11 protein-coding genes are annotated in these 13,388 nt (G+C 47.9%); 10 read left to right on the top strand and 1 reads right to left on the bottom strand.

Features of this window, described 5'->3' with window-relative positions; translation table 11 throughout:
* Positions 1–92 precede the first annotated feature (92 nt).
* The 7 genes from HPS55_RS10700 to lpxA all read left to right on the top strand — a co-directional run bounded on the left by HPS55_RS10700 (position 93) and on the right by lpxA (position 10,270).
* On the top strand, positions 93–1,517 hold the full coding sequence (locus HPS55_RS10700; RefSeq protein ID WP_172177201.1) for a CCA tRNA nucleotidyltransferase: 1,425 nt from the start codon (positions 93–95) through the stop codon (positions 1,515–1,517).
* Positions 1,518–2,394: 877 nt separating this feature from the next.
* Positions 2,395–2,847 carry a hypothetical protein gene (locus tag HPS55_RS10695; RefSeq protein ID WP_172177203.1) on the top strand — a complete coding sequence of 151 codons (453 nt, stop codon included), beginning with the start codon at positions 2,395–2,397 and terminating at the stop codon, positions 2,845–2,847.
* Positions 2,848–2,923: 76 nt separating this feature from the next.
* Positions 2,924–3,367, top strand: coding sequence for a D-Ala-D-Ala carboxypeptidase family metallohydrolase (locus HPS55_RS10690; RefSeq protein WP_172177205.1), 444 nt, complete (start codon positions 2,924–2,926; stop codon positions 3,365–3,367).
* A gap of 279 nt (positions 3,368–3,646) precedes the next feature.
* Entirely contained in the window at positions 3,647–4,849 is a 1,203-nt protein-coding gene (locus tag HPS55_RS10685; protein WP_172177207.1) for an efflux RND transporter periplasmic adaptor subunit, read from the top strand.
* Between the two features lie 18 nt (positions 4,850–4,867).
* Positions 4,868–8,086: an efflux RND transporter permease subunit gene (locus tag HPS55_RS10680; protein WP_172177209.1), complete on the top strand. Its 3,219-nt coding sequence runs from the start codon at positions 4,868–4,870 to the stop codon at positions 8,084–8,086.
* Positions 8,087–8,097: 11 nt separating this feature from the next.
* The gene (locus HPS55_RS10675; protein WP_172177211.1) at positions 8,098–9,477 is read left to right on the top strand and encodes an efflux transporter outer membrane subunit; all 1,380 of its coding nucleotides are present in this window, start codon (positions 8,098–8,100) and stop codon (positions 9,475–9,477) included.
* Between the two features lie 19 nt (positions 9,478–9,496).
* Entirely contained in the window at positions 9,497–10,270 is a 774-nt protein-coding gene (gene lpxA / locus HPS55_RS10670) for an acyl-ACP--UDP-N-acetylglucosamine O-acyltransferase (protein WP_172177213.1), read from the top strand.
* Positions 10,271–10,465: 195 nt separating this feature from the next.
* On the opposite strand, the gene HPS55_RS10665 is transcribed toward lpxA, so the two are convergent.
* Complete coding sequence (locus HPS55_RS10665; protein WP_172177215.1) at positions 10,466–11,245, bottom strand: radical SAM protein; 780 nt, start codon at positions 11,243–11,245, stop codon at positions 10,466–10,468.
* A gap of 136 nt (positions 11,246–11,381) precedes the next feature.
* On the opposite strand from HPS55_RS10665, the gene HPS55_RS10660 reads away from it, so the two are divergent.
* The 3 genes from HPS55_RS10660 to HPS55_RS10650 are packed head-to-tail and all read left to right on the top strand — an operon-like array spanning position 11,382 to position 13,382.
* Entirely contained in the window at positions 11,382–12,260 is an 879-nt protein-coding gene (locus tag HPS55_RS10660; protein ID WP_172177217.1) for a cell division protein FtsX, read from the top strand.
* 52 nt (positions 12,261–12,312) lie between these two features.
* Positions 12,313–12,588, top strand: a complete 276-nt coding sequence (locus HPS55_RS10655) for a DUF3098 domain-containing protein (protein WP_172177219.1) — start codon at positions 12,313–12,315, stop codon at positions 12,586–12,588.
* A complete protein-coding gene (locus HPS55_RS10650) occupies positions 12,585–13,382 on the top strand; it encodes an undecaprenyl-diphosphate phosphatase (RefSeq protein WP_172177221.1) in 798 nt (265 codons plus the stop codon). The genes HPS55_RS10655 and HPS55_RS10650 overlap by 4 nt, the downstream gene beginning before the upstream one ends.
* The last annotated feature ends 6 nt before the right edge of the window (positions 13,383–13,388 follow it).

Here is a 13,388-nt window from a genome sequence, read left to right as displayed (position 1 = left end):
GTTGATGTGGGCTCTTTGTTTTGGTGGTTAATTGTGATTTCCGAAAAAAAACAGTACCTTTGCAGCCGCTAATTCAGAAACGGGAAAGAGCAATGAAAATACTTACAGACGAAGAACTGGCCCAAGTGCTGGACAAAGACATTTTCCGCCGGATATCCACAGCGGCCGACAAACTGGGTGTGGACTGTTATGTTGTGGGGGGATATGTGCGTGATATATTTCTTGAACGTCCGTCAAACGATATAGATGTGGTTGTGGTTGGCAGCGGCATCAGCGTGGCCTCCGAACTGAAGCAGATGCTCGGACGTAAGGCGCGGCTGACGGTGTTTCGCAATTTCGGCACGGCACAGGTGAAGTTCCGTGACATCGAGGTGGAGTTTGTCGGGGCGCGCCGCGAGAGCTACAGCCACGACTCGCGCAAGCCGGTGGTAGAGGACGGCACGCTTGAAGACGATCAAAACCGCCGCGACTTCACCATCAATGCCATGGCCGTGTGTCTCAACAGCGACCGTTTCGGTGAGTTGGTTGACCCGTTCGACGGCATCTACGATCTCGAGGACCGCATCATCTGCACGCCGCTCGACCCCGATGTCACCTTTTCCGACGACCCGTTGCGCATGCTGCGCTGCATACGTTTTGCCACACAACTCAACTTCCACATTGAGGACGAGACTTTTGCGGCCCTCGAACGCAATGCCCACCGTATAAAGATTATCAGCGGAGAGCGCATCAAGGACGAACTCAACAAGATTATGATGACGCCTACGCCCAGTCGCGGCTTTGTTGATCTGCAACGCTGCGGACTGCTCAATCTTATCTTGCCCGAACTGGCAGCGCTCGACATAGTGGAGATGCGCAACAACCGTGGTCACAAGAACAATTTCTACCATACTCTCGAAGTGCTCGACAATGTGTGCCGGCGTTCCGACAACCTGTGGTTGCGTTGGGCCGCGCTGATGCACGATGTTGGCAAGACACGTTCCAAGCGGTGGGACGCCGTCGCGGGATGGACGTTCCATAATCATAATATAATAGGTGCAAAAATGGTGCCGGCGGTGTTCCGCCGTCTCATGCTGCCGCTCGATGCCAAGATGAAGTACGTGCAGCGTCTGGTCGATCTGCACATGCGCCCCATCGTGATAGCCGACGAGGTGGTGACCGACAGTGCCGTGCGCCGTCTGATGAGTGACGCCGGTGACGACATCGACGATCTGATGACGCTCTGTGAGGCCGACATAACGAGCAAGAACGAGGTGCGCAAGAAGCGTTTTCTCGAAAACTTCCGTGTGGTGCGCGAAAAACTTACCGACCTTAAGGAAAAGGACTACAAGCGACTCCTTCAGCCATGCATCGACGGCAATGAGATTATGGAGATGTTCCACCTGCGCCCATGCCGCGAGGTGGGCACGCTCAAGCAGACACTGAAGGACGCAGTGCTCGACAATCGTGTGCCCAACGAGCGCGAACCGCTCATGGCGCTGCTTATGGAGAAGGCCCGCGAGATGGGGCTGGCGTGACGGTTTCCATCATCTGGCTATTTTCATCACCACCACTGCAGGGCTGGTTTTGTTATATATTTTCTGAAAATTCCGCATTTCTTTTTTCTTGAAATAGAAAAGCTGTAAGGCCCTCTCTGCTTTCTTTACACGCGTTTCTTACATACTTTTCTTGCCGTAAAGGCCTCCCGACCCTCCCATTACGGCGTCGTTGTCTTCCCGCGGCGGCCTCGTTGCAGAGCCGGGAGGCCGTTACGGCAAGGTCGGGAGGGCCTCTCTGCTTTTATTACAAGGCTCTATTGTGACCAGAAGCGTGTAACTCTCTGATTATCAGTGTGTCCTATTTTGAGCTAAAAATCGCGTTTTTCGGCTCCTTCCGCACAAAACGCACTTCGTATGCCGATTAACATACGTTAAAGTAAAGATTATTCGGATATCCATTACCTATGCTTTACGATGCAGAAATGGGTATTGTCATGGAATAAACTCTTTCATTCGGTTTGTTGTGAACTGATGTATTCTTTACAGCTTCGACAACAGTCGCAGCAGCGCCCTCAGTCTTAGCGTCGGTGTTAACTTCTAAGCAAGAATAGAAGAGAAATAATTCAGCCTCCAAATTTTTACCAAATGTAGGTATGACTATTTTTTAGTAAAATCATGATTTTTTTATGTAAATCGCATTTTGTCGTTTTTTCATACGAAACGGACTGTAAATATGGGGAATTAAGAACGACGTCACCATCCTCTCATTACATTATTTTAACTAATTTTGTTGGCGGAGTGAACAATGAGTGCACAATACTGCTTTACTTTTGCATCCGAAAGCCATCCGTTAGTCCGGAGGCATTAGAAAAAGACATACTTTAATAATTTAATTGTTTAAAAAACACGATTCGTTATGTATTACATCGAAAACGAAAGGTTTGGCTGCCGTTTTGGGCAGAGTCAACAGAACACCATGAAAACACAGGAGGTGAAAGAGGCCCGTGGGCGGCTTGCCGAGGAGTTTGTAGCCTTGTTGCGGCTCAGTCCCGATGACGGTGTGCACTGGACCGGGTCGGTGCGCGACCTGATGGAAGCTGCCCATGTGGTCTACACCGATGGCACGGTTTGCGATGGTGAGGGCTGTGTGTGCACGTTCCGTGCGCTGGCGGCCCGTGCCTGCACCGTGCTTCATGTTACGTTGCCGCGCAACCCCTCGGCAGTGGCCTACCAGGGAGAGCAGCGCAAGGGCGTGCGCCGTGGCCCGTTTATCCAACGTTACGCCGCACAGATGTTCCGGATGGGTATAGAGCGTCCGCTGGAAAGGATGGTGACGGGAAAACATACAAGTCAGTGTTCACCAACATGATATTACGGTCATATACGGTTGCTTTTGAAAAAACTAATCACATTTTTATTTATAAAATCATAAATTGATGTTTACCATGGAAAATCAGAATCAGAAAACAATGTTGAGCGAGCATTTCTCGTTTGAGGAGATGGTTCGTTCGGGTGTGGCCGAGCGACGGGCTATTGACAACATTCCTACCGGTGCCGACATAGAGCGCATGCGTCTGTTGTGCGCCAATGTGCTCGAGCCTGTGAGGCGGCGTTTCGGAGTGACGCGCATATCGAGCGGTTTCCGTTCGGCAGAATTGAATGCCGCTGTGGGCGGTGTGCCGGCATCGCAGCATCTGCTTGGCGAAGCTGCCGATATACATATATCGTGTATGGAGACGGGAATGAAAGTATATGACTATATACGCCGTAACCTTGATTTCGACCAGTTGCTTTTCGAGCACCGTATGTCCAACGGTTGCCGATGGCTCCACGTATCGTACACGGTCCGGCGTCCCAACCGGCGTCAGGCCTCAGCCATAGACTGCTGATAACCGCGTTATGGAGCGCAGGAACGGAGGCCTTTGTCGATGGGCGCTGTTCCTGCGCGTCGTGTAGTTTGGACTTTACATGAACTGATGTTCGGAGTGAAAAAGTTATAAATAGTTAAGTACCGAATAAATATTCTTAAATATGAAGTTCTGATTGTTTGTCAGTATATTATTTATGTGTATATTTGCAACTCGAAAACTTGGAATGGAACAAAAGTTTCCGTTTTTTAAGGCTTAATGTATGATTAATAACAATTTAATGTGTATATAAAAATAGGTATGAAACAGAAAAAGATGTTTATCATTACGGCACTGGCCGCGGCTGTGCTTGCTTCGTGTGGTGGCGGAAGCCAGGGCAAGCCTAACTTTGGCGACAATGAGTATGCCGTGAGGACGGTGAAGGCGCAGAGCGCAGAGTTGCAGACTTCTTATCCTGCAACTGTCAGAGGCGTACAAGATGTGGAGATACGTCCGAAAATAGCAGGATTCATTACAAAGATTAATGTTAAGGAAGGTCAGTCTGTAAAAAAAGGGCAAGTACTTTTTGTAATAGACAATGTGACATATGAGGCAGCGGCACGTCAAGCCAAAGCCGCTGTAAATTCGGCAAAGGCACAGTTGAATACATCAAAACTGACATACGAAAACAGCAAGAAACTGTTTGATAACAAAGTAATTGGCGATTTTGAACTACAATCGGCACAGAATGCATATGAATCGGCCAAGGCTGCATTTGCACAGGCTGAGGCCAGTTATGTTTCAGCCAAGCAGAATCTTGATTTCTGTTATGTCACCAGTCCTGCCAACGGTGTGATAGGTGAGTTGCCTTATAAGGTGGGCGCGCTTGTCAGTTCGTCAAGCCAACAGCCACTGACAACAGTATCGGACAACAAGACGATGCAGGTATACTTTTCGCTGACGGAAAAGGAATTGATGGGTCTGTCACACTCCGAAGGAGGTGTGGAAGCTGCAATCAAAGACTTCCCCGGCGTGAAACTTCAGTTGGCAGACGGCAGCATATACGGTACTGAGGGGCATGTGGCTGCGGTGAGTGGTGTTATAGATGCTGCTACAGGTACTGTGCAGGTGCGTGCCGATTTTGACAATCCCGGTCAGAAATTGAAGAGCGGTGCTTCCGGTTCGGTCATTGTTCCTCAGACGGCACAGGACGCCATTGTGATACCACAGTCAGCCGTGATGCAGGTGCAGGATAAGTTTTTCGTATATGTGGTTGGCAAGGACAACAAGGTCAAATATACTTCTGTGACGGTCAATCCCGAGAATGACGGCAAGAACTATATTATTGAAAGTGGATTGAAATCAGGTGAGACAATCGTTGTGTATGGTGTTACCGGACTTACGGACGGAACGGAAATCAAACAGCTCACAGAGGCCCAGTATGCCGAGAAATTGCAGAAAGCGGAAAAACTCGGTGAGGCACAGGGTGATCTGAATGAGTTTAAGAAGGCAATGGGTAAGTAAAATTTTTATTGACAGACAATGAAGTTAGATAGATTTATAGAACGCCCGGTGCTGTCTACGGTGATTTCCATCCTGACAGTGATTCTGGGTTTTATAGGATTGGTGTCGCTGCCTATCGAGCAGTATCCTGACATCGCTCCGCCAACGGTGATGGTGCGTGCCTCTTATAGTGGTGCTAATGCCGAGACCGTACTTAACTCTGTGATTGCGCCGCTTGAGGAACAGATAAACGGTGTGGAAGGCATGACTTATATGACATCATCGGCAACCAATGACGGTTCGGCTTCCATTACTGTGTATTTCAAGCAGGGAGCAAATGCCGATATGGCCCAGGTGAATGTGCAGAACCGTGTGTCGCAGGCGTCGGCACTGCTGCCGGCAGAGGTTACACGTGCCGGTGTGCAGGTGATGAAGCGCCAAAACAGTAATGTGCTGATCTTTGCACTTACAGGTGACCCTGAGAAATATGACAATCAGTTCCTCGGCAACTATGCCGACATCAACATCATCCCTGCCATCAAGCGTGTTAACGGTGTAGGTGAGTGTCAGGCAATGGGCTTGCAGTCGTATACGATGCGTCTGTGGCTTGACCCGGTGAAGATGAAGAACCATAATCTTATGCCGGGTGACATCACCGGTATTCTTGCTCAGCAGAACATAGAGGCTGCTCCAGGTAAATTCGGTGAACAGACAGACAACCAGTATGAGTATACCATCCGGTATAAAGGACGTCTGAAAACCCCGGAGGAATTTTCTGAAATGATCATTACGAGCGACACCGACGGTCAGACGGTGCGTGTGAAGGATGTTGCCAATGTAGAACTGGGTGGTCTGTATTATTCGTTCAAACAGGCTGTTGACGGCAAACCGTCTATAATGATGATGGTAACGCAGATGGCCGGCAGTAACGCCACGCAGATTGCTGACGATGTGAAAGCAGTGTTGGCCGAAGCCGGGAAGACGTTGCCTCCTGGAGTGGAGGTGAAGATAATGCAGGATGTCACGGAGTTTCTTGACGCGTCTATACATGAACTTATCAAGACGCTTGTCGAGGCTTTTATACTTGTGTTCATCGTTGTGTATATCTTCTTGCAGGATTTTCGCTCTACACTTATCCCGCTTATAGCGGTGCCTGTGTCGTTGGTGGGTACATTCTTCTTCCTCTATGTGTTCGGTTTCTCGCTTAACCTGCTGACGCTGGCTGCTCTTGTGCTTGCCATCGCCATAGTGGTGGACGATGCCATAGTGGTGGTCGAAGCTGTTCACGCCAAGCTCGACCTTGGATACAAGAACACGACTCTGGCTTCGAAGGATGCCATGAATGAGATATCTGGAGCCATCATTTCCATTACACTTGTGATGTCGGCTGTGTTTGTGCCTGTGTCATTCCTTGGAGGAACGAGCGGAACTTTCTATCGTGAGTTTGGTGTGACGATGGCTATATCTATCGTTATCTCGGCTCTTAACGCTCTGACGCTGTCTCCCGCACTTTGTGCCATATTGCTGAAACCTCACAATGAGGATGGCTCGGTGCGCAAGATGTCGGTAATAGACAGATTCCATACGGCGTTCAATGCTTCGTACGACAAGGTTCTGAAGAAATATCAGAGTGGTGTGCGCCGTGTTGTGGAGCGTCCTATAATAGCAGTAGTTTCTGTTATTGTCGGTATAACGGCAATGGGAGTTATGATGGCCAATACCCGTACCGGTCTTGTACCGGATGAAGATACTGGAACATTGTTTGTTACGGTAGCCACTAATCCCGGTACGAGTCTTAACAGGACAGATGAGGTGATGAACCGTGTGGACAACATGCTGAAGTCCAACCCGGCCGTGCAGAGTACGTTGCGTATCACGGGGTACAGTTTCATCGGTGGTCAGGGCTCTAACCAGGGTACGTTCATCGTGAAACTGAAGAGCTTTGAGGAACGTAACGGTGCGGAAGGTCCACTGAAACTTATAGGTGTACACAATCTCGGCTCTAAGATGGTGCTTGGCATGATTTACAAGCAGACTGCCGCCATCAAGGACGCACAGATATTGGCTTTCCAACCGCCTATGGTGCAGGGATTCTCGGCAACCAACGGTCTGACATTCTCCATGCAGGACCGTACCGGTGGCGATGTGAACAAGTTCTTCGACGTGACACAGAAGTTCCTCGGTGAACTCAACAAGCGCCCGGAAGTGTCCAGTGCGATGACTCAGTATAACTCGAAGTACCCGCAGTATATGATGGATGTTGATGTGGCCAAGTGTAAACAGAGCGGTATAGACCCGTCGGTGGTTCTTACAACGATGCAGGGCTATTTTGGTGGTCTATATGCTTCTAACTTCAACAGCTATGGTAAACTTTACCGTGTGATGATACAGGCTTCGTATGAGTTCCGTGGCGACTTGAAGAGTCTTAACAACATTTATGTGCGTACTAACAAAGGTATGAGTCCTATCAATGAGTATGTGAACCTTACGAAGATATATGCTCCACAGGAGATTGACCGTTTCAACCTGTTCACTTCTATCAACGTCAATGCATCTCCAGCTGACGGATATTCTACCGGTGACGTCATTAAAGCTATGGAGGAAGTGGCAGCTACAAACCTGCCGGACGGTTATTCTTATGAATTCTCCGGTCTGACACGTTCAGAGCAAGAGTCAAGCAATTCTACGGCTATCATCTTCGCGCTCTGTCTGACGTTCGTATATCTTATTCTGTCGGCACAGTACGAGAGCTATGTACTGCCGCTTGCTGTTATCCTCTCCATTCCGTTCGGTCTGGCGGGAGCATTCCTGTTCACTATATTGTTCAAGAACCAGAACGACATTTACATGCAGATCGCCCTCATCATGCTTATCGGTCTGTTAGCCAAGAACGCCATCCTTATCGTCGAGTTCGCCCTTGAACGCCGTCGTACGGGTATGGCCATATCATGGTCTGCTGTGCTTGGTGCTGCAGCCCGTCTGCGTCCGATTCTGATGACATCGTTGGCCATGATTATCGGTCTGTTGCCGTTGCTCGTTCCTATGGGTGTAGGTTACAATGGTAATATGACATTGGGTGCTGCTGCCGTAGGCGGCATGCTTATCGGTATGCTTTGCCAGATTATGGTCGTTCCTGCCCTCTTCTTCATCTTCCAGAAGATTCAGGAGAAGATAAAGCCGCTTGAATTTGCAGATGATAATGCACAGATAGACACGGAACTCATGCAGTATACGCGTCCTGTAGAGTTGCAAAAATAATGAAGACTGATATGAAGAAACTGATTATGATAATGTCCGCATCGCTGCTTTTGGGCAGCTGCGGACTCTACAACAAATATGATCGTCCAGATGTGAACACCACAGGGTTGGTGCGAGATGTAAATTCACTTACAGATACGTTGGCCGTCACTGATACCACGAGCTTTGGCAATATGCCGTGGCGTAGTGTTTTTACAGACCCGCAGTTACAGAGCCTCATTGAGACAGGACTGGCGAACAACCCCGATTTGCTCAACGCAGCACTCAATGTCAAAATGATTAAGGCTCAGCTGATGGCTGCCAGACTGGCTTTCGTACCGTCGTTCACGTTCTCACCGCAGGGAACACTTTCCTCATGGGACGGACATACGCCGACCAAGACATACTCATTGCCTGTGACGGCAAGCTGGAATCTCGACCTGTTCGGCAATCTGCTTTCGCAGAAACGCAGTGCGCAGGTAGCTCTTTTGGCAACAAAGGACTATCAGATGGCAGTGCGAAGCAATGTGATAGCCGGCATTGCCAATATGTACTATACACTTCTGATGCTTGACCGTCAGTTGGAGATAGTTACAGATATGGAGGGTTTGACAAAGGAGACTTGGGAAATGATGAAACTTCAGATGGAGTTGGGACGTGCACGTTCAACGAGTGTCCAGTCGGCTGAGGCCAACTATTACTCAGTACAAGCCCAGGCATCCGATCTGCGTCGTCAGGTCCGTGAGATTGAAAACTCGCTTTCGCTGTTGCTCGGACAGCCCGCGCAGACGATAGCCCGTGGCAAACTTGACGCTCAGTCGCTACCGACAGAGTTGAGTACCGGTGTGGCTATACAGATGCTCAACAACCGCCCCGATGTTCATGCCGCCGAGATGAAGCTCGCTCAGTGTTTCTATGACACAGAGACGGCACGCAGCCGATTCTATCCCAATATAACCATCAGTGGCACCGGTGCATACACTAATAATGGTGGCATGGGGATTGTCAATCCCGGAAAGTGGTTGTTGTCGGCAGTCGGCAGTCTGGTGCAGCCTATATTCCAACGCGGTCAGTTGATAGCCGGTCTGAAGGTGGCCAAGGCACAGCAGGAGCAGGCATATAACGACTGGCAGAATGCAATACTGAAGGCTGGTAGCGAGGTTAGTAATGCGCTTGTACAGTACAACTCATCTGATGAGAAGTCGAGACTTGAGGCCAAGCAGATTGAGGTGTTGAAGAAAAACGTTGAGGATACAAAGCAACTGTACATTAGCAGTGGCAGCACATATCTCGAGGTTATCAGTGCACAGACAAACCTGCTTAATGCTGAGTTGTCCAAGGCAGCCGATGATTTCAGTAAGATGCAGGCTGTTGTTAGTCTGTACAGTGCTCTTGGCGGAGGAAGGAATTAAGTAAATAAAAGAAAGACTTATGATAAGCGAAAAAGCAGAAATCAGTCCGAAAGCGAAGATTGGCAAGAATGTCACCATCTATCCTTTCGCATATATAGAGGACGATGTGGAAATTGGCGACAACTGCGTCATATTCCCATACGTGAGCATAATGAAGGGTACGCGTCTCGGTCGGAACAACAAGGTGTTCCAGAACACGGTGCTTGGAGCTATGCCTCAGGATTTTTATTACAAGGGCGACGATACATCGCTGATAATCGGTGATGACAATACCATACGTGAGAATGTGGTTATCAACCGTGCCACGTTCAGCAGCGGGCAGACCGTAATCGGCAACCGCAACTTCCTCATGGAAGGAGTGCACATATCGCATGATACAAAGATTACCGATGCTTGTGTGTTCGGATACGGTGTGAAGATAGCTGGAGACTGCGAAATCAATAATCGTGTAATCCTGTCGTCAAGTGTCATCATAAACCCTAAGGTGCGCATCGGTACATCGGCGATGATATCGAGTGGTTGCCGTATCAGTAAGGATGTGCCGCCGTACATCGTGGCTTGCGGCAATCCTGTGCAGTACGGAGGTGTCAACAAACTCACCCTTGAGAACCATAAGGTGAGTGAAAAAGTGCAGGGACATATTGCCAATGCATATCGTCTTGTGTTCCATGGGCAGACTTCGGTCTTTGATGCTGTAAAGCAGATAGAGCAACAGGTTCCGGATGGTGATGAGGTACGTACTATCATCAAGTTCATACAGGGCACCCAACTTGGTATTATAGGGAAAATGTAGGCCTGTAATAATTGCAGCCGTTTACATGAGGCAATATGAAACTCGGATTGCACGAGATGTAGATGCTCGTGCGATCCGCGTTTTTTTATTGTCATGCCTTTGGGCTATATTAATGTTCATATTCATGCGCATTATCTCGCTATGGCATAGCTGAGACAAGTATCGTTCTGCTCATTTGGCTTGACGAAAACGTTGTTAATATGATGCTGTGCACGGTATGCCTGCCGCTATCACCCGGTCGCGTATGTTGTCAAGTTCTTCGGGTGAGGCTTTTGTCAATCCATGTGTCGGTGTCTCACGGTCTATAGTATATATCATAACGCTTTCCGGAGCGATTTCTTTCACAACTTTCAGCCAAGGGATAACATATTCATTACCGGTATTGTCAGTATCAATACCGTCTTCTGTTGTTCCTTTCATAAAAATCGTCTGTATGATGAGGTGTCCGTTGAATGCCTTCATACGTTCGATTGTGTTTTCTACCGAATAGTTTCCCGTAGGCCGATCAATCCTTTTTATATATTCAGGAGCAATGGTGTCTAATTTTAGAATGTTATTGTCCACACGCATCAGTGCGTCGTGCACGTCATTGCGGTGAATCTGTGTAGCATTGCTCAGTACCGAAATCCGTGCTTTGGGGAAATACCTGTCTCTCAGACATATGGTGTCATCTATTATTTCTGCAAAGTGGGGATGGATTGTCGGTTCTCCGTTGCCGGCAAATGTCAGTACGTCTGGAGCGGGACCGTTCTGTTTCATGTCGCGCAGACGTTCTTCCAAGGACTTTGCCACCTCTTTGCGCGACGGCAGAGGTCTGGTTGGTATGTGGTTGTGATTGAATCCGCATTCACAATATATGCAGTCGAATGTACATACCTTGCCGTCGGATGGCAAAAGGTTAATGCCGAGAGAAACACCAAGTCTGCGGCTGTGCACAGGACCGAAAATAGGTGATGGATATATAACTGTACTCATGTTCTTTTGTTTATGCAATTCAAAGGTATACAAAAATACAATATAATGGCGGTTAATACATGTTAAATCAAAGTGCTGTTATTGGTTTTTTTGTTACTTTTGCAGCAAATTAGGTGTATTACATCTTTTAAAAGAAATGAAAAAAAGACGAACCAAAGCCCGCAATCGTACAGGTTTGCAGGCTGTGACATTGTGTATAAGCACAACTTTGGTGCTCATATTGTTGGGCATTATGGTGTTTTCTGTGTTGACAGCCCACAATCTGTCTTCTTATGTCAAGGAGAATCTCACTGTTACCGTGATGCTTGGCGACAAGGTTACCACCAATCAGGCCCGTATATTATGCCGTGAGCTTTATCGTCGTCCTTATACACGTCATGTAAGTCATATCAGCAAGGAACAGGCGCAACGCGAGCAATGTGCTGCAATGGGATCTGACCCGTCGGAGTTTCTCGGATTCAATCCTTTTGTGGCCACACTCGAGATTCAGATGAAGTCTGACTATGCAAACTGCGATTCACTCAAATGGATATCAGCAGAGTTGAAGCGCAATCCTGCCGTTACGGATGTGGCATATCAGGAAGACCTGATGGACAAGGTCAACAGCAATCTCAGGAAGTTGGGTATGGTATTGCTTGTGCTGGCAGTACTGTTGACTTGCGTGTCGTTTTCGCTTATCAGCAACAGCGTACGTCTGAGTGTTTATTCGCGCCGATTCCTAATCCATACGATGAAGCTTGTAGGAGCATCGTGGGGATTCATACGCCGTCCGTTCTTACGCCGTGCGATGGGTATAGGTCTGATTGCCGCACTTTTGGCCTGTATTGCTCTTGGTGGTGGTATTTATGTCCTTTACGCTTACGAGCCGGGTCTTCTTCTGGTGATTACATGGCGTGAGATAGCAGCTACAGGCATATCGGTGTTTCTTTTCGGCATAGTCATTACCTTGTTGTGTGCTTATTTTTCTGTTAATAAGTTCCTTAGGATGACAGCCGGCGAGTTGTATAAGATTTGATGCTTTTTCAAGAAAATCCAGTTTTTAATATTAAAGTAAACTATAGAGATATATGGACAAAAGAAATTTTGCATTTGACCGGATGAATTTCATACTGCTTGCTGTCGGTATGGCTGTGGTAATTATTGGTTTTCTTCTGATGAGCGGTCCGGGGTCGACTGATACCACATATGAGCCGGACATATTCAGTGTGCGTCGTATCAAGATAGCCCCAGTGGTATGTCTTGTAGGCTTTGTTTCGATAATATATGCCATTGTGCGCAAACCTAAGGATACCGATATCATCGTGTCTGAAGAGGAGAAGAGAGAGGAGACAAAAGTCATATGAATTGGTTTGAAGCACTTATTCTCGGCCTGATACAGGGACTCACGGAGTATCTTCCTGTCAGCAGTAGCGGTCATCTGACGATCGGTTCTTATCTTTTCGGTATCAACGGAGAAGAGAATCTCACGTTTACCGTACTTGTTCATGTGGCTACCGTGTTTAGTACGCTTGTAATACTTTGGAGTGAGATAGACTGGATATTCCGCGGACTGTTCAAGTTCAGGATGAATGACGAGACAAAGTATGCTCTCAATATCGTAATATCGATGATTCCCATCGGTATTGTCGGAGTCTTTTTTAAGGATAAGGTAGAGGATATATTCGGTTCCGGATTGCTCATCGTAGGCTGCATGCTGCTTGTAACGGCGTTTTTGCTCACATATTCTTACTATGCCAAGCCGCGACAGAAGGACAATATCGGTTGGCGTGACGCTTTGGTGATAGGCATCGCTCAGGCTTGTGCCGTAATGCCGGGCTTGTCACGTTCGGGCAGCACTATTGCTACAGGTATAATTCTTGGTAACAAGAAGGAAAAACTGGCCCAGTTCTCGTTTCTCATGGTTATCCCCCCGATACTCGGCGAAGCTCTGCTTGACGTGTTGAAGGCCATGAAGGGAGAGGCCGCTTTTGGCGGCATCGATACATTTCCTCTTGCTGTCGGTTTCGTAGCGGCATTCGTTTCGGGATGTGTTGCATGCAAGTGGATGATTAATATTGTCAAGAGAGGCAAGCTCGTATACTTTGGCATATATTGTGCTATAGTCGGTGCGGTTACAGTTGCATTCTCAATGTTATAATATTAA

The organism is Xylanibacter rodentium (assembly GCF_013166575.1).
Taxonomy (GTDB): Bacteria; Bacteroidota; Bacteroidia; order Bacteroidales; family Bacteroidaceae; genus Prevotella; species Prevotella rodentium.
The sequence above is the reverse complement of the archived record's forward strand: the minus strand, read 5'-3'. Positions and strand labels throughout refer to the sequence as shown.

Excerpts from the sequence above, each read along its gene's own strand:
- HPS55_RS10680 (WP_172177209.1), top strand. The coding sequence starts at position 4,868 with ATGAAGTTAGATAGATTTATAGAACGCCCGGTGCTGTCTACGGTGATT.
- HPS55_RS10695 (WP_172177203.1), top strand. The coding sequence starts at position 2,395 with ATGTATTACATCGAAAACGAAAGGTTTGGCTGCCGTTTTGGGCAGAGT.
- HPS55_RS10650 (WP_172177221.1), top strand. The coding sequence starts at position 12,585 with ATGAATTGGTTTGAAGCACTTATTCTCGGCCTGATACAGGGACTCACG.
- HPS55_RS10655 (WP_172177219.1), top strand. The coding sequence starts at position 12,313 with ATGGACAAAAGAAATTTTGCATTTGACCGGATGAATTTCATACTGCTT.
- HPS55_RS10675 (WP_172177211.1), top strand. The coding sequence starts at position 8,098 with ATGAAGAAACTGATTATGATAATGTCCGCATCGCTGCTTTTGGGCAGC.
- HPS55_RS10660 (WP_172177217.1), top strand. The coding sequence starts at position 11,382 with ATGAAAAAAAGACGAACCAAAGCCCGCAATCGTACAGGTTTGCAGGCT.
- HPS55_RS10700 (WP_172177201.1), top strand. The coding sequence starts at position 93 with ATGAAAATACTTACAGACGAAGAACTGGCCCAAGTGCTGGACAAAGAC.
- HPS55_RS10690 (WP_172177205.1), top strand. The coding sequence starts at position 2,924 with ATGGAAAATCAGAATCAGAAAACAATGTTGAGCGAGCATTTCTCGTTT.
- HPS55_RS10665 (WP_172177215.1), bottom strand. The coding sequence starts at position 11,245 with ATGAGTACAGTTATATATCCATCACCTATTTTCGGTCCTGTGCACAGC.
- HPS55_RS10685 (WP_172177207.1), top strand. The coding sequence starts at position 3,647 with ATGAAACAGAAAAAGATGTTTATCATTACGGCACTGGCCGCGGCTGTG.
- lpxA (WP_172177213.1), top strand. The coding sequence starts at position 9,497 with ATGATAAGCGAAAAAGCAGAAATCAGTCCGAAAGCGAAGATTGGCAAG.